General features: G+C 65.9%; 16 protein-coding genes. 7 read left to right on the top strand and 9 right to left on the bottom strand.

Annotated elements, in window-relative coordinates:
• Nucleotides 1-40 precede the first annotated feature (40 nt).
• From AC4BCK_RS06185 to AC4BCK_RS06200, 4 genes are read right to left on the bottom strand one after another with little or no spacing between them, the layout of a single operon-like run.
• Nucleotides 41-814 (bottom strand): ABC transporter ATP-binding protein, encoded by a 774-nt coding sequence (locus tag AC4BCK_RS06185; protein ID WP_174175500.1) that lies wholly within the window; start codon nt 812-814, stop codon nt 41-43.
• Nucleotides 811-1,902, bottom strand: a complete 1,092-nt coding sequence (locus tag AC4BCK_RS06190; protein ID WP_490566746.1) for an ABC transporter ATP-binding protein — start codon at nt 1,900-1,902, stop codon at nt 811-813. Before AC4BCK_RS06190 ends, AC4BCK_RS06185 begins: the two co-directional genes overlap by 4 nt.
• Complete coding sequence (locus AC4BCK_RS06195) at nt 1,899-2,867, bottom strand: branched-chain amino acid ABC transporter permease (protein ID WP_174175504.1); 969 nt, start codon at nt 2,865-2,867, stop codon at nt 1,899-1,901. Before AC4BCK_RS06195 ends, AC4BCK_RS06190 begins: the two co-directional genes overlap by 4 nt.
• Nucleotides 2,868-2,876: 9 nt before the next feature.
• Complete coding sequence (locus tag AC4BCK_RS06200) at nt 2,877-4,217, bottom strand: branched-chain amino acid ABC transporter permease (RefSeq protein WP_490566747.1); 1,341 nt, start codon at nt 4,215-4,217, stop codon at nt 2,877-2,879.
• Nucleotides 4,218-4,521: 304 nt separating this feature from the next.
• Here AC4BCK_RS06200 and AC4BCK_RS06205 point away from each other — a divergent pair, with 304 nt between their 5' ends.
• Nucleotides 4,522-5,421: a Bax inhibitor-1/YccA family protein gene (locus tag AC4BCK_RS06205; protein WP_174175506.1), complete on the top strand. Its 900-nt coding sequence runs from the start codon at nt 4,522-4,524 to the stop codon at nt 5,419-5,421.
• 97 nt (nt 5,422-5,518) lie between these two features.
• On the opposite strand, the gene galK is transcribed toward AC4BCK_RS06205, so the two are convergent.
• Nucleotides 5,519-6,706, bottom strand: a complete 1,188-nt coding sequence (galK, locus tag AC4BCK_RS06210) for a galactokinase (protein WP_490566748.1) — start codon at nt 6,704-6,706, stop codon at nt 5,519-5,521.
• Nucleotides 6,703-7,860 carry a galactose-1-phosphate uridylyltransferase gene (gene galT, locus AC4BCK_RS06215; protein ID WP_377086264.1) on the bottom strand — a complete coding sequence of 386 codons (1,158 nt, stop codon included), beginning with the start codon at nt 7,858-7,860 and terminating at the stop codon, nt 6,703-6,705. Before galT ends, galK begins: the two co-directional genes overlap by 4 nt.
• 100 nt (nt 7,861-7,960) lie before the next feature.
• Between galT and AC4BCK_RS06220 the strand changes: the two genes are divergently transcribed.
• From AC4BCK_RS06220 to AC4BCK_RS06235, 4 genes are read left to right on the top strand one after another with little or no spacing between them, the layout of a single operon-like run.
• Nucleotides 7,961-8,914, top strand: a complete 954-nt coding sequence (locus AC4BCK_RS06220; RefSeq protein ID WP_364318526.1) for an aldose 1-epimerase family protein — start codon at nt 7,961-7,963, stop codon at nt 8,912-8,914.
• 39 nt (nt 8,915-8,953) lie between these two features.
• The gene (locus tag AC4BCK_RS06225) at nt 8,954-10,285 is read left to right on the top strand and encodes an AI-2E family transporter (protein WP_174175514.1); all 1,332 of its coding nucleotides are present in this window, start codon (nt 8,954-8,956) and stop codon (nt 10,283-10,285) included.
• Nucleotides 10,286-10,288: 3 nt separating this feature from the next.
• Nucleotides 10,289-11,527 (top strand): threonine ammonia-lyase, encoded by a 1,239-nt coding sequence (gene ilvA / locus AC4BCK_RS06230; protein WP_104185384.1) that lies wholly within the window; start codon nt 10,289-10,291, stop codon nt 11,525-11,527.
• Nucleotides 11,528-11,535: 8 nt separating this feature from the next.
• Nucleotides 11,536-12,156 (top strand): rhomboid family intramembrane serine protease, encoded by a 621-nt coding sequence (locus AC4BCK_RS06235; RefSeq protein ID WP_174175516.1) that lies wholly within the window; start codon nt 11,536-11,538, stop codon nt 12,154-12,156.
• Between the two features lie 84 nt (nt 12,157-12,240).
• Here the strand turns inward: AC4BCK_RS06235 and greA are convergent, their stop codons facing one another.
• Both greA and AC4BCK_RS06245 read right to left on the bottom strand, forming a co-directional pair.
• Entirely contained in the window at nt 12,241-12,735 is a 495-nt protein-coding gene (gene greA, locus AC4BCK_RS06240) for a transcription elongation factor GreA (RefSeq protein ID WP_174175518.1), read from the bottom strand.
• A 182-nt stretch (nt 12,736-12,917) separates the two neighbouring features.
• Nucleotides 12,918-13,370 (bottom strand): DUF4307 domain-containing protein, encoded by a 453-nt coding sequence (locus AC4BCK_RS06245; RefSeq protein WP_174175520.1) that lies wholly within the window; start codon nt 13,368-13,370, stop codon nt 12,918-12,920.
• A gap of 117 nt (nt 13,371-13,487) precedes the next feature.
• Here AC4BCK_RS06245 and mca point away from each other — a divergent pair, with 117 nt between their 5' ends.
• Together mca and AC4BCK_RS06255 are read left to right on the top strand one after the other, a co-directional pair.
• Nucleotides 13,488-14,393 carry a mycothiol conjugate amidase Mca gene (gene mca, locus AC4BCK_RS06250; protein WP_174175522.1) on the top strand — a complete coding sequence of 302 codons (906 nt, stop codon included), beginning with the start codon at nt 13,488-13,490 and terminating at the stop codon, nt 14,391-14,393.
• Between the two features lie 98 nt (nt 14,394-14,491).
• Nucleotides 14,492-14,842, top strand: a complete 351-nt coding sequence (locus AC4BCK_RS06255) for a hypothetical protein (protein ID WP_174175524.1) — start codon at nt 14,492-14,494, stop codon at nt 14,840-14,842.
• Between the two features lie 94 nt (nt 14,843-14,936).
• On the opposite strand, the gene trhA is transcribed toward AC4BCK_RS06255, so the two are convergent.
• The gene (gene trhA, locus AC4BCK_RS06260; RefSeq protein WP_174175688.1) at nt 14,937-15,599 is read right to left on the bottom strand and encodes a PAQR family membrane homeostasis protein TrhA; all 663 of its coding nucleotides are present in this window, start codon (nt 15,597-15,599) and stop codon (nt 14,937-14,939) included.
• Nucleotides 15,600-15,620 lie beyond the last annotated feature (21 nt).

Raw genomic sequence — 15,620 nt, forward strand, 5'->3', positions numbered from 1 at the left:
CGTCCAGCCGGACGGGGGCTTCCTTGTGTTTGCCCTGGCCTTACTCGACGGTGTCCGCCAAGGTACCCAGGTAAAGCTGGATGACCTTGGGGTCCTTCATCAGCTCACGGCCCGTGCCGGTGTACGCGTCCCGTCCCTGGTCCAGGACGTAGGCCCGGTCACAGATTTGCAGGCAGCGCCGGGCGTTCTGCTCCACCATGATCACGGAGACGCCCGCACGGTTGATCTCGTGGACGCGCAGGAAGGTCTCATCCTGCTTGACGGGGGAGAGGCCTGCGGACGGCTCGTCGAGGAGCAGCACGGCAGGATCCATCATGAGAGCCCGGCCCATGGCCACCATCTGGCGCTCGCCGCCGGAGAGCGAGCCGGCGCGCTGCGCGCGCCGCTTGCCCAGCTCCGGGAACAGGCCGGCTACGAAGTCGAACCGTTCGGCAAAATCCTTGGGCCGCTGGAACATGCCCATCTGCAGGTTTTCCTCGATGGTCAGCGTGGCGAACACGTTGTTCGTCTGGGGGACAAACCCCACACCCCGGGACACCAGCTTGTTCGCTTTCAGTCCGGTGATGTCCTGGCCGCGGACCACCACCGTCCCGGAATGGACTTTGACCAAACCGAACATTGCCTTCAGGAGGGTCGACTTACCGGCACCGTTGGGGCCGATAATGCCGATCAGCTCGCCCTTGCGGGCTTCGATGCTGCAGCCATTGAGGATGTTCACTCCCGGCAGGTAGCCCGCCACGAGATCGGTAACCTTGACCACCGAGTCACCGTCGGTAACTGGATGTGCGGCCGCTGCCGCGCTGGTGCTGCTCATTGCCCGTCCTTCTCTGTGCTGCCTGTGTCCGTACTCCCATGGCGGCCGTGCGGGCTCCCGGCCTGATGCCGCCCCGTGCCCCGGCGATCCGGTTCCGCCTCTCCCGCCACAACGTCCAGCGAGATGATTCCGGCGTTCTCGGTTCCCACAATCGATTCCTCGTCCGCCACGAGTTCGGCAGCGAGCTCCTTCAGGCCATCGGAGTCTCCCAGGTCGACGTCGTGGTGGGCGCCGAGGTAGGCGTCGATGACCGCAGGGTTCTTCATGACCTCGCCCGGCGGGCCTTCCGCCACCACCTTGCCTTCAGCCATCACCACCACCCAGTCGGCTATATGCCGGACCATGTGCATGTCGTGCTCGACGAACAGCACCGTCATGCCCTCGGCCTTAAGGTTCTTGATGTGGTCCAGGAGGGACTGGGTCAACGCGGGGTTGACGCCTGCCATGGGTTCATCCAGCATGACCAGTTTGGGCCGGACCATCAGGGACCGGGCCATCTCCAGGAGCTTGCGCTGGCCTCCCGAGAGGGACGCCGCATAGTCGTCCTTTTTGGCGTCGAGCTTGAACTTTTCCAGCAGGACGTTGGCCTCGTCGGTGATCTGTTTTTCCCGGCCGCCCCACATGCCCTTGAAGAGCGCCTTGGACAGCCGCTCGCCAGGCTGGTTTGCAGCGCCGAGGCGCATGTTTTCCATGACGGTCAGCTTGCCCATGACCTTGGTGAGCTGGAAGGTGCGCACCATACCCATCCGCGCCACCTTGTAGGGGGACACGCCTGCGAGGCTCTTGCCTTCGAACTGCCACTTGCCCGTGTTGGGTGTGTCAAAACCGGTCAGCAGGTTGAAGAGGGTGGTCTTCCCCGCGCCGTTGGGACCGATCAGTGCCGTGATTTTGTGCCGGGGGATCTCGAGGTACTCCACGTCGACGGCGTTGATGCCGCCGAAGCTGCGCGTCACGTTCTCCGCCACGACGATAGGGTCGCGCTTCTTGCAGCCGGGTGCTGCCTCGCCGGCTGCTATGGGCCGGGTGTCGGTCATGTAGTCCACGCCGGCCTCGCCGGAGGTTGCAGGTTCTTCGCTGTGCATGCTCATGCGAACGCCAGCTCCTTCTTGTTTCCAAAGACGCCCTGGGGCCTGAAGATCATCAGCAGCATCAGGGCGACGCCAACCAGGATGTAGCGCAGCTGCCCGGCCTGGACCGTGTTCAGCCACGTGATGGCTCCTGACTCGATCAGGCCGTACAGGATGCCCTGAGTCAGGGACAGGACAACCCAGAAGATCATGGCGCCGATGACCGGACCAAGCACGGTGCCCAGGCCGCCCAGCAGGAGGCAGGTATACAGGAAGAACGTCAGTTCCGTACCGTAGTTGGCCGGCTGCACCGCTCCACGCGGAAGCGTGAAGATCATCCCGGCGAGCGCTCCGAGGACGCCGCCGATAATAAGGGCCTGCATCTTGTAGGCGTAGACGTTCTTGCCCAGGGACCGGACGGCGTTCTCATCCTCCCGGATACCTTTGAGGACACGCCCCCAAGGGCTGCGCATCAGCAGCCATACCAGGGTGCAGCAGAGGGCGACCAGCGCCCACCCCACCACGCGGATGAAGAAATCGCGGTTGTTCATGCCGAAGTAGGAGCCTTCGGGGAAGGGGTTCATGCTGTAGAACCCGCCCTCGAAGGCTGCCAGGCCGTTTGCCGAACCCGTCACGGCTGTGAGCTGGTTGGTGGTCACGATATAGCGGACAATCTCCGCGGCGGCGATGGTCACGATGGCCAGGTAGTCCGCGCGGAGCCGCAGGGTGGGTATGCCCAGCAGCAGGGCGAACACGGCAGAGGCGAGGATGGCGATCAGCAGCCCCACGAAGAAGGGGACCCCGAAGGTGAGGGTGGAGATGGCGAAGCCGTAGGCCCCCACCGCCATGAAGCCGGCCTGCCCGAAGTTCAGCAGGCCGGAGTAGCCGAAGTGCACGGCGAGGCCGAGCGCGGCCAGGGCGTAGGCCGCCGTGGTCGGGCTGAAAATTTCACTGGCAGCGCTGGAAAGAATGAATCCAAAGTCCATGGCTGTCTCCTAACCCACGCGCTCGCGCCGGCCCAGGATTCCCTGGGGCCGAAACAGAAGGACAACGATCATGATGAAGAGGGCGCCCACGTACTTCAGGTCCGCGGCGAGGCCGAACACGGTGGTCAGCTCCACGAAGATGCCCACGATGATGGAACCGATCAGGGCGCCAAAGACTGTGCCGAGGCCGCCCAGGGTGACGCCGGCGAAGATGAGCAGCAGGATGGCGGAGCCCATGTCGAACGTTACGCCGGGCCGGTAGTAGGCCCACAGGATGCCGCCGAGGGAGGCCAGCATGCCGCCCGTGATCCACACGATCCGGATGACGGAGTCGACGTCGATGCCAGAGGCCGCCGCCAAGGCGGGGTTGTCGGCTACGGCGCGCGTGGCTTTGCCCAGCCTCGTCTTGAGCAGCACGATGCCGATCAGGGCGATCACCACGGCGCTGATGCCCAGGGACCAGAGGTTGTTGGGCGAGATGGAGACAGGTCCCAGCTGGATTTCGGGGCTCTGTGCGTAGGGAAGCTGCTGGGTGGCGCCGCCGAAGTAGAACTGGATGACGTAACGGACTGCCAGTGCCAGGCCGATGCTGACGATCATCATGGGTACCAGCCCCGTGCCGCGGCGCCGCAGCGGCCGCCACAGCCCTCTGTCCTGGGCGTAGCCGAAGAGGCCGCCGCCCAGCAGGGCCAGCAGGATTGCGAGCCAGAAGGGAAGGCCCAGGGCGTTGAAGGCGAACACCAGCACCGCGCCCAGCGTCACCATCTCGCCGTGGGCGAAGTTGGTGAGCCCGGTGGTGCCGAAGATCAGGGACAGACCCACCGAGGCCAACGCAAGGAGGAGGCCGAAGCTCAGGCCGGCGACGAGCCGGTTGAGCAGGTTTTGCCCGAAGTCCTGCTGCTGCACCACGATGCCCTTGCCGAATGCGAAGATGACCGAGAGGTTCGAGGTCTGGCTGAACGTGACGTCGCGGGGGTTTTCCTGGCCCTCAGCCAAGGCAATGCCCTCAGGCAGGGTGGACTCGTCCAGCTCCACGGTGTAGGTGCCCTGTTCGGGCACCCCGATGTTCCAGGCTCCGTTCGCGGAGGACGTGGCCGTGCCGGTGAAGTCATCCTTCGTGGCCGTGATTGTCACGCCCGCCAGGGGTGCCCGGGTGTCATCACGAAGGAATCCGCTGATGTTGTTTTGGAAGGTCTGATTCGACGGGGATGGTGTCGGAGACGGCGAAGTGGCCTGGGAAGCCGGTGCTGCCACGAGGAGGATTGCAAGGATGGAAGCGCTGATGGCTCCCAGTAATCTCAGCAACCCTCGCCGTGCGCCGGCCGGCGGGCCTTGGGGTGTACTTCTCAAAATGGTAAACCTCCACTTGGGGGCGGTCTCGGCTGCGCCATTGCAGCCGCTGCGAACGGATGCAGGGGTAGGGTGGTGCCATCGGGCCGGCACCCGCCACATATGTGAGTTCCGTCACCCTGCTTGGCTTATGCTACAGCGCGGAAGTACCGGTAAATGCCGAGGTCCAGGCGCCGATGGTAGCGATCGGATAACAACTCCGTGCTCCTGTTTCCGGCGGGGAACTATTGAGGGTGCATTTACGTGAGAATTGGTAGCGTAAACCTTAAGGTTCACAACACATCCCATATGGAGGAATCCCGCAATGGCACTTGGCGGCAACCCGATCTTCAACGGAAAGAGCTTCCGTGGAGCCACCCAGGCACCGCCTGTTCCGCAGGCTCCCTACGGACACCAGCCCTACGGCCAGCAGCCGTATGGCCAGGCACCCTACGGCCAGGCCCCGTATGGCCAGCAGGGCTACGGCCAGCCGCAGAACATGACCGACGAGCAGCTGCGGCAGATGTACAACCAGCCCGCTGCAGGCCCCGCTGACACCGGCCGGATGACGTACGACGACGTCATCATCAAGACCGCCGCCTGCCTGGGCGTGCTGCTCGTCGGCGCCGGCGTCACAATGTTTGTTGGCCTGGGCCTCGCCTCCATGCTGATGATCGTCGGGGCGCTGGGCGGCTTTGTCCTCGCGCTCGTGAACACCTTCAAGAAGCAGCCTTCGCCCGCGCTGATCCTTGCCTACGCAGGCCTCGAAGGTCTCTTCCTCGGTGGCCTCACACGCGTCCTGGACACCATGTACCCGGGTGTCGGGCTCCAGGCCGTCATTGGCACGCTGTCCGTCTTCACCGTGACGCTGCTCCTGTTCAAGAGCGGCAAGGTGCGCGCCACCCCCAAGGCCATGAAGTTCTTCATGATCGCTTTGGCCGGCTACGCGCTGTTCTCCGTCGTGAACCTCGTCATGATGCTGACCGGCCTGACCTCGGAACCGTTCGGGCTGCGCAGCGGCATCATCGGCGTTGTCATCGGCATCCTTGCAATCGGCCTGGCCGCATTCTCCCTGGTCATGGACTTCACCAGCATTGAAGCGGGCGTCCAGAGCGGCGCCCCGCAGCGCTTCTCCTGGACGGCAGCGTTCGGCCTGACGGTGACGCTGGTATGGCTCTACGTGGAAATCATCCGCCTGCTGGCCATCCTGCGCGGCGAAGACTGACACCCGGGCCGGCGCCCGACGTCGGACCTTTTTAACAGCTATGGGCCCCACCTCACGGTGGGGCCCATAGCTGTTAAAACCGCAGCCCGGGAGCGCGCTACGCGATCCGGCGGGCTCCCGCCGCCGGGGTCACCGTGAAGATGTCCGGTGCCTTGTACCCGGCATCTGCGAATGACTTGGCGACGGCGTCACGCACCGCCTGCTCCAGTCCCACCGGCGTCAGCGCGATGGCCGCACCACCAAAACCGCCGCCTGTCATGCGGGCGCCGATGGCGCCGCCGGCGCGCGCAGTGTCGACCGCCAGGTCCAGCTCGGGGCAGGAAATCTCGAAGTCGTCGCGCATGGACACGTGGCTGGCGTCCAGAAGGGAACCAATGGCGGCCGGTCCCGCGGTTGCCAGGAGCTCCACGGTCTGGAGCACACGGTCGTTCTCAGTCACCACGTGCCGTACGCGCCGGAAGGTGACTTCATCCAGCAGGCCGCTGGCTTCCTCCAGGTCACCCACCTGAACGTCCCGAAGCGCTTTGACCCCAAGCACCTCGGCGCCCAGCTCGCAGGACGCCCGCCGGGACGCGTAGCCGCCGTCGGCATGTGAATGCGAGACCTTGGTGTCAATCACCAGCATCACCAGATCCGCCGGCCGGGTCTCGAACGGAACCAGGCGGGCGTTCTGGTCCCGGCAGTCCAGGAAGACCGCGTGGCCTTCCGCGCCGCGGAGCGAAGCGGACTGGTCCATAATGCCCGTGGGGGCGCCAACAAACTCGTTCTCCGCCCGTTGCGTGGCCAGCACCATCTCCTCGGCGTCGAGCCCGGCGCCGGTCAGCTCGTTCAGTGCCGAGATGACCGCACACTCAATGGCGTGGGATGACGAGAGTCCGGCTCCGAGGGGAACGTTTGAGTCGAGCAGGAGGTCCACGCCCGGAACCTCGATACCGCGCTGTTTCAGCGCCCACATCACGCCGAGGGGGTATTTGGTCCAGCCTTTGGCGGAGCCCGGGCGGAGGGACTCCACCGTGGTGCTCACGACGCCCTGGTCCCCATAGGTGGAGAGCAGCCGTACCGAGGCATCGGGGCGGACCCGGACGGCCACCCGGGCGGTCCGGTCGATGGCGAAAGGCAGGACGAAACCCTCGTTGTAGTCCGTGTGCTCGCCAATGAGGTTGACCCGTCCCGGCGCCTGCCAGATGCCGTCCGGAGCGCCGCCGAACTCCTTCGCGAACCGGGCGGCCAGGTCCTCGGTACCTGCCGGTGCACGGGTGGCCAGGGGGTCGGGTGCGGCGTTCACGCGGGGGCTCCTTCGGGTGTGGCCGCCAGGGCGGCAGGGCGTGCGGCGGGGGACGGAAGGGTGACTTCCCGGAGGCGCTCCGCCACGCTCTCCGGGGTTGTGTCGTTGATGAAAGCGCCCATGGCTGCCTCCGATCCTGCCAGGTACTTGAGCTTATCTGCTGCCCGCCGCGGGGACGTCAGCTGGAGGTGAAGGTATCCGGAGGGACGCAGGACCGGGTCCAGGGGAGCCTGGTGCCAGGCCGAGATATAGGGCGTGGGCGTGGGGTAGAGGGCGTCAACCCGCTGGAGAAGGTTGAGGTAGACGGACGCAAGCTCATCCTTCTCCTCGCCGTTCAGCGCTGCCAGGTCCGGGACCTGGCGGTGAGGCACCAGGTGGATTTCCAGCGGCCAGCGGGCAGCAAAGGGAACATAGGCGCTGAAGTTTTCGCCTTCCAGGACCATCCTGCTGCCGTCTTCCCGTTCGGCGCGCAACAGGGACCCGGTCAGCGTTTCCCGGCCCTCGTGGGCGTCATGGAACTTGCGGGCCGCGGCCCCCAGGACTCCCGCGCGGGGCGTGACATAGGGGTAGGCGTAAATCTGACCGTGGGGGTGGTGGAGCGTCACGCCGATGTCGGCGCCGCGGTTCTCAAACGGGAAGACCTGCTTGATTCCGGGGAGGGCGCTCAAAGCCTCCGTGCGGTGCGCCCAGGCCTCGATGACCGTGCGCGCACGCTCTTCCCCCAGTTCGCTGAAGGAGCCGGTATGGGACGGGGTGAACGCCACTACCTCGCACCGGCCGTAGGCGGGTCCCTTCGTACCCCATGATGTTTCCTCCGGAATCGGGCCCAGCGCAGGCCCCAGCGACGGGAACCGGTTCTCGAACACCACCACGTCGTAGTCCGACGCAGGAATCTCGGATGGATTGCCGGCGGTGGTGGGGCATATCGGGCACTGGTCCGCCGGGGGAAGGTGGGTGCGGGTCTGGCGGTGCGCGGCCACGGCAACCCACTCGTTAGTCAGCGCATCGTAGCGGACCTCGCCGGGCTCACCCCTCGGGGGAAGGCCCCGCTGGTCAGTGGTGAGTTCGGCGGCGCGGGATTTGGGCGCTGCAGCGTCGTCGAAATAGATCAGCTCCCGGCCATCGGAGAGTCTGGTGCTCGTGATACCTGTCATAGAGAGAGTGTGGCATATTCGATCAAAAAAGAATAGTTAACAACAAAAACTCACAGAGTGATGCTGCGTGCCCGGGCCGCCGCGGGGTACGGTATTGCTCATGACATCACGCTCACCCCAGGAATCCGCGCCGGCACTGCAGGGCTACGCCACCGGCAGGCAGTATGAACTCCGCCGCGGCGACGCCTCGGCCGTGGTGACGGAGCTCGCCGCGGGCCTCCGTTCCTTCAGCAGGGGAGGCACCCTCCTGACGGAGACCTACGGCGACGACGAGATTGCCCCCGGAGCCGCCGGCATCACGCTGGCGCCGTGGGCCAACCGCGTGGAGGACGGAATCTGGTTCCTGAACGGCAAAAAACAGCAGCTGGATATCACCGAGGTTGCCAGGAACAACGCCAGCCACGGACTGCTCCGCAATTCCGCCTACGCGCTGGTGGACGAGTCCGAGCACTCCGTGACGCTGGAGGCAACCATCTTCCCGCAGCACGGGTATCCCTTCCTGGCCCGGCACCGGGTGCAATACGGGATCGACGGCGACCTTGGGCTGGTGGTCCGCCAGACCCTGCTGAACGACGCCAAGGAGCCCGCACCATTCGTCCTGGGCGCCCATCCCTACCTGAGGCTGGGCGATGTTCCCATCGAAGAGCTGGTCTTGACGGTAGCGGCCGAGACACGCCTGGTGGCCGATGACCGCCTTATTCCGCGCAGCTCCGCCCCGGTGCAGGGAGATTCGGACTTCAGGACAGGGCTTAACATCGCTGCGCTGGACGTGGACGTCGCGTTGACGGACCTGCGGTACGAGGAAGGCAAGGCCCGCCACACACTGGCGGCGCCGGACGGCAGGCAGGTAAGCCTGTGGCAGGACGAAACCTGTCGCTATGTCCACGTCTTTGTCAGCACCCAGTACCCGGGCCGCAGCCGGGCCGTGGCCGTGGAGCCCATGACCGGGCCGGCCAACGCCTTCAACTCCGGTGACGGCCTGCGCTGGCTAAGCCCCGGCGGTTCCTTCACCATCGAGTGGGGCATTGACTACACCCCGGGGGCGGCCGGGTAGCGGTTTCCGAATAAGACTCCGCTGGGGAAGTATTAGGCTATGACGCCAGCAGAGGATGCCGTTACCTCCACCAGCCCTACCCCAGGTCCGCACCGGCCTGACTCCAGCCAGCCTGTCCGGGTCCTCGCAGACCGTGAACTGGACCGGGACATACCCTACGGCGTGCGTATCGCAGCCTCGTGGGCCTGGCGCGTGGGGCTGATCCTCCTGGTGGGAGGTGCGCTCGTCTGGCTGCTGAGCCGGATCAGCTTCCTCATTATTCCCGTCATGGTGGCCGCCCTCCTGGCCGGACTCCTGAGCCCGGTGGTGCGGTGGCTCAAGCGATACCGGGTGCCTGCCGGAGCTGCTGTCGCCATCACCGTCGTGGGCTTCATCAGCCTGATCGGAGGGTCGCTGGCCCTGGTGGGACGGCAACTGGTTTCGGGCTTCGGCGAACTCTGGTCTGAGGCGCTGGCAGGAGTCAAGCAGATCCAGGACTGGCTTTCCGACGGGCCGCTGCACCTGACCGCCGCCCAGATGGACCAGTACCTGCAGGAGGCAACCACTGCGCTGCAGGACAACACCAGCAGTATCGTCAGCGGGGCGCTGTCCTTCGGCAGCACGGCCGGGCACTTTGCCGCCGGGCTCATCCTGGCGCTGTTTATCCTGATTTTCTTCCTGCTGGAAGGGGACCGGATCTGGACGTTCCTGGTCCGGCTGCTTCCCAGGAAGGCCAGGGCGGCAGCGTTCGGCGCCGGGCGCAAGGGCTGGACATCCATGGTCAGCTACGCGCGCATCCAGATGTTCGTGGCCTTCGTGGACGCGGTGGGAATCGGCGCGGGCGCCGCCATTATCGGGGTGCCCCTGGCGCTGCCGCTGAGCGTGCTCGTCTTCATCGGTTCGTTCATCCCGATCGTCGGCGCCCTGGTGACGGGGGCCATCGCGGTCCTGCTGGCACTGGTGGCGAACGGCCCCATCAACGCCCTGATCATGCTGGGCATCGTGCTCCTCGTCCAGCAGTTGGAGAGCCACATCCTGCAGCCGCTGATCATGGGCAAGGCCGTCGCCCTGCATCCGGTGGCAGTGATCCTTTCGGTAGCGGCAGGATCCTACCTGGCAGGCATCCCCGGTGCCCTGTTCTCGGTGCCCATCCTCGCCGTCGCAAATTCCTCCATTCGCTACATTGCCGCCAGAACGTGGGAACATGAACAGGTGCCGGCTTTAGCCGGAGGAGCCTTGGCGGGCGCCGGGCCGGACAACACCATCCGGGACGTCCGGCCGCCGGCGGCACTCAAACGCGGCAAGGGCGCCGCCGCCGGCACCACAGCAGAACTACCTGACGCCCCGCCCACTGCGGAACCGGGCGCAGGGGCCGAATCCAGAGGAGAATAGTCCGTGAACATCCTTGAAACCCTTCCCGTCACGCTGGACGATGTCCTGGAGGCGCAGAAGCTGCTCGACGGGATTATCGCGCGTACACCGGTGGAATCGTCCCGCGCCCTCGGAAAGATGGCCGGCGGGGATGTCTACTTCAAGTGCGAAAACCTCCAGCGGGCCGGATCCTTCAAGGTGCGCGGCGCCTACGTCCGCATGGCGAAGCTTTCCCCCGAGGAGAAAAAGCGCGGCGTGGTGGCAGCCTCCGCAGGCAACCACGCCCAGGGTGTGGCCGTGGCCGCCAAGAGCCTGGGCATCAAAGCCCGCATCTACATGCCGCTGGGCGTCGCGCTGCCCAAGCTGGCAGCCACCCGCAGCCACGGTGCGGAGGTCATCCTGCACGGCCACAACGTTGACGAGGCGCTCGCCGAAGCCCAGCGGTACAGCAACGAGACCGGAACCGTCTTTGTGCACCCCTTCGACAACGTGGACGTCGTGGCAGGCCAGGGAACCCTGGGGCTGGAGATCCTTGAACAGGTACCCACGGTGGACACCATCCTCATGGGCGTGGGAGGCGGCGGGCTCCTGGCAGGGGTCGCCGTCGCCATCAAAGCCCGGGCCAAGGAGCTGGGGCGGGAGATCCGCATCATCGGGGTCCAGGCGGAGAATGCTGCTGCCTACCCGCCGTCACTGGCGGCGGACGCGCTGGTGCCGCTGAAGAAGGTGTCCACCATGGCGGACGGCATCGCCGTCGGCCGGCCCGGGCAGCTCCCGTTCAGCATCATCCGCGAACTCGTGGATGACGTTGTGACGGTCAGCGAAGACTCGCTGGCACGTGCCCTGATCTTCCTGCTGGAGCGGGCCAAGATGGTGGTGGAACCGGCCGGCGCCGTTGGCGTGGCGGCACTGATGGACGGCAAGATCGAAAACCCGGGCACCACGGTGGTGGTCCTCTCCGGCGGCAACATCGACCCCATGCTGATGCTCAAGGTCATCCAGCGGGGCCTTTCCGCGGCCGGACGCTACATGACGGTCCGCATGATGCTCGATGACCGGCCCGGTTCACTGGCCACCATTGCCAGGATCATCGCCGAGAACGATGCCAACGTCACCGGCCTGGACCATACCCGGGTGGGCGGCTCCATCAGCATGGGCGACGTGTCCATCACCGTGAACCTGGAAACCAAGGGCCACCAGCACGGCGAACAGGTCCTCAGCGCCCTGCGCGCCGAAGGCTTCCAGCCCATCGTGGTGCACTAGGACAAGCCATGGCCGGACTGACGGGAAACGGGAGCGTCGGGCAGCGCAGGACCGTGGCCGCCCGGGCCAAGGGCGGCCTGCTGGTGCTGGGCACCTTCGTTGTTCTCCTCTTTGTCATCGAGCTGTTCAACATGGTGATGCTGCGCTCGCTCAACGCGACGTTCGGGCTCCGGCCCAGGAGCGCTGACGGGCTGCTGGACATCTTCACTTTCCCGCTCCTGCACGCGAACCTGAACCATCTGCTGTCCAACAGCCTGCCGCTGATCATCTTTGGGTTTCTGGTGTTCCTTTCGGGCCTCAGGGTGTTCCTGACCGCCCTGGCCTTCAGCTGGCTGGGGTCCGGGCTTACGGTCTGGCTGATCGGCGACGGCGGCGTCACGGTGGGTGCCTCGGGCCTGGTTTTCGGGCTGTTTTCGTTCCTGCTGGTCCGCGGTTTCATCAACCGGAGCTGGCGCCAGATCCTCCTGGCGGTGGTCCTCTTCATGGGCTACGGGAGCATCCTGCTGGGTGTCCTGCCCATCGCTGCCGGCTACATTTCCTGGCAGGCCCATCTGGGCGGCGCGGCCGGGGGAGTGGTGGCCGCCCTGCTGCTGCGGCGCCGCAGCCGCGCCCCCGGCCCTGCGCTGTAGGTATCCGGACCTTAACGTAAAGCGCTGGCCGCCCCTTTCCGGGGCGGCCAGCGCTTTAGGTGTGCTGCTGCGGGCTGGAAGCAATCAGGCGGCGTACGGCTTGGCGGAGAGGATCTCCACCTTGATGTCCTTGCCGTTGGGCGCCGCGTAGCTGAGCGTGTCGCCTTCCTTGTGGCCAAGAATGGCCGCACCCAGCGGCGACTTCTCGCTGAAGACGTCCAGGTCCGAGTCGCCGGCAATTTCACGGGAACCGAGGAGGAAGGTCTCTTCGTCGCCGGCGATCCTGGCCACGACGATCATGCCGGGCTCCACGATTCCGTCGTCTGCCGGAGCCTCGCCCACGTGGGCGTCGCGGAGCAGTGCCGTGAGCTGGCGGATGCGGGCCTCGATCTTGCCCTGCTCCTCCTTGGCTGCGTGGTAGCCACCGTTCTCCTTGAGGTCGCCCTCCTGCCGGGCTGCTTCAATCTTCTGGACGATCTCTGCCCGGCCAGCGCCGGAAAGGTGGTCCAGCTCTGCCTTCAGGCGGTCAAAAGCTTCCTGGGTGAGCCAGGCTGCAGCTGCGCTGTTGGTGGTAGACACGGACTTCTCCTCTGGTGGTCCTACATGCAAAAGACCCCGCCACGGTGGCCACTTGTGGAACAGTAACCAGCTCAGCGGGGTAAAGGTATTGCTCCATTGTAGTCAATCCCTTGGACTTAACCCAACAGGGAAGCGGCGCACGTCACAGGGCCCGGCCTGTTTCCAGGCCCGCGCTTCCGGTACTACGTGCCAGCCGCCCAGCAGCTGTCCACCACGCCGGATACCGGCAGTGATTCCGTGCGCACGGCCACGCGCTGGGCAACCGTGCGGCCGCCGTCGGCTGTTTCCGTGGCCTCTGCTGGGGGAATGTCCACAACCTTCCATCCCACCACCGCAAACTTGGAATCCAGTGCCTTGACCGCGCACTTGACGGCGGTTCCGGGCTCGCGGGTGACCTGGAAGTCCACCTCCGCCAGCGTGGCGTCCGTGGTGCTGTAGCCAATGTCCTTGAACGTCACGTCGGACAGGGACTGGGACGTGGACACCCACGCCAGGAATCCGATTCCTGCGGCCAGCGCCGCCCCGCCAATGACGCGTTTGGCTTTCGGCGTAAGCGTGCGCTTTTTAGCCCCATAGCGATTGGCTAGGCTAGTGTCTGCGGGCGCGGGTTGGGCCGGCTGGTCCGGGGAAGTCACCTCACCAGTTTAGTGCCCTTTCCGGGGGCAGATTGTCAGCAGCCCCGCCAGGCGTCCGCCCGTTCAAGCCATCCGATCAGCAGCCACAGGCAGCAGAGAATAAGGAGCCGTCCTTCGATGACAGCGTCCAGCACCACCCCGGCGCCGCTACGGCTGCTCGCAGTCCATGCCCATCCGGACGACGAGTCCAGCAAGGGCGCTGCGACGATGGCCAAGTATGCGGCCGCCGGCGTCGACGTCATGGTGGCCACGTGCACCGACGGCTCCAGGGGGGACATCCAGAACCCGGCTGTGGAGGGGGAACCGCACCCCAAACGGGATATGGCCGGCGCCAGGCGCCTGGAGATGGAGCGGGCGGCGGCCATCCTTGGCGTCAGCCAGCGGTGGCTGGGGTTCGTGGACTCCGGCCTGCCCGAAGGTGATCCGCTTCCTCCCCTTCCCGCGGGATCATTCGCCACCCTGCCCCTGCAACGCGCTGCGGCGCCGCTGGTGCGGCTGGTCCGGTCCTTCAAGCCGCACGTCATCCTCAGCTATGACGAAAACGGCGGATACCCCCACCCGGACCACATCATGGCGCACCGCGTTGCCGTGGAGGCCTTCGAATCCGCCGGTGACAGTTCGCGCTATCCGGACGCCGGCGAGCCGTGGGAACCCAGCAAGCTTTACTACGACAGGGCCTTCAGCCCGGAGCGCTTCAGGGCGCTCCATTTCGCCCTGGAGGAAGCCGGGCTCCAGTCCCCGTACGCCGAGCGGCTCGCCGCCTGGCTCGAAGCGGACGCGGAGGGCCACACGCCGCCGCCCGCCACGCATCCCACCACCACGCAGGTGGACTGCGGCGACTTCTTCGAAGTGCGCGACGACGCGCTGCGGGCCCACCGCACCCAGGTGGACCCCCTGGGGTTCTTTTTTGCCGTGTCCCCGGAGATGCAGCGCCGGGCCTGGCCGTGGGAAGACTACTCCCTCATCCGCTCCCGGGTTCCTTCCGAACTCCCGGAGCGGGATCTGTTCGCAGGGCTAAGATAGAAACAGCCGGCAATTTCTATGTCGCGTAGAAGTTAGGGCGGGGCTACCGCCGTCCCTTCCGCGATCCCTGCCATCCGCTCCACAGAAGGTATAAAACCGTGCATCACCTGCTCCTCAGCTTGGCCACCACCCCGACGCCCCTGCCGACGCCCACGCTGCGGGAGGGGATATCCGAGGACCAGGTGACGCCCGGCCTGCTGGGCTTCATCATGACGGCGTTCTTCGTGGTTGCCACCGCACTGCTGATCGTGGACATGGTGCGGCGCATCCGGCGCGTGCGTTACCGGGCGCAGGTGGAGGAGGACCGCATGGCTGCCGCTGCTGCGGCGGACGTTGAGGCGGCTGAGGCTGCTGATGCGGGGGCGCCTGGCCAGCAGGCCCGCGGCGGCGCCGTCCAGGGAACGGCCGACGGCGGAACGGACACCGCGCAGGGCGACCAGCGGCACTGACGCATTGACGACGTCCGAAAGGCGCGGCCGGGCCGGTTGCGCCGGCGCCAATTGCCGCCGCGCCGGCTGAGGACAGCCGGAGAGTGCGGTCCTGTCAGCTGAGGACGGCTGTGGCGATGGCTACGAAATGCGTGGCGAAAGCCACCACGGTCAGGGCATGGAACAGCTCGTGGAACCCGAAGTGGTGGTAGCTGAAATTCGGTTTTTTGAGGGCATAGAAGATTGCACCCGTGATGTACAGGATGCCGCCCACGCAGATCAGGACCGCTGCCAGAACGCTTGCCTGGAAGAATTGCGGCAGATAAAACAGCGCGCCGCAGCCCAGGGCGATGTAGATGGGTACGTAAAGCCAGCGGGGGGCGTCCGTCCACAGCAGCCGGAACAGTACCCCGAGGATGGCCCCGGACCAGATGACCCACAACAGCAGGACCGCCTGGGGCCTTTCCAGGAGGGTCCAGGCCAGTGGGGTGTAGCTGCCGGCGATCACCAGCATGATGTTGGTGTGGTCCAGCCGTTTCAGGACGATCTTGACCCCGGGTGACCAGTTGCCACGGTGGTAGACGGCGCTGACGCCAAAAAGCAGGACGCCCGTGGCGGCGTAGATGGCGGACGTGATTTTGCGGTCCGCTGTCGGGGCAAGGACCACCAGGATGATCCCTGCCGCGAGGGCAAGCGGGGCTGTGACGGTGTGGATCCAGCCTCTCCACTTCGGCTTGATCATCAGGAGTTCGGCAAGCCGGACCGCGGCGTCGTCCATGGAGTTGGTTGTGGCGCCATT

Source organism: Pseudarthrobacter sp. As-47, from assembly GCF_058215595.1.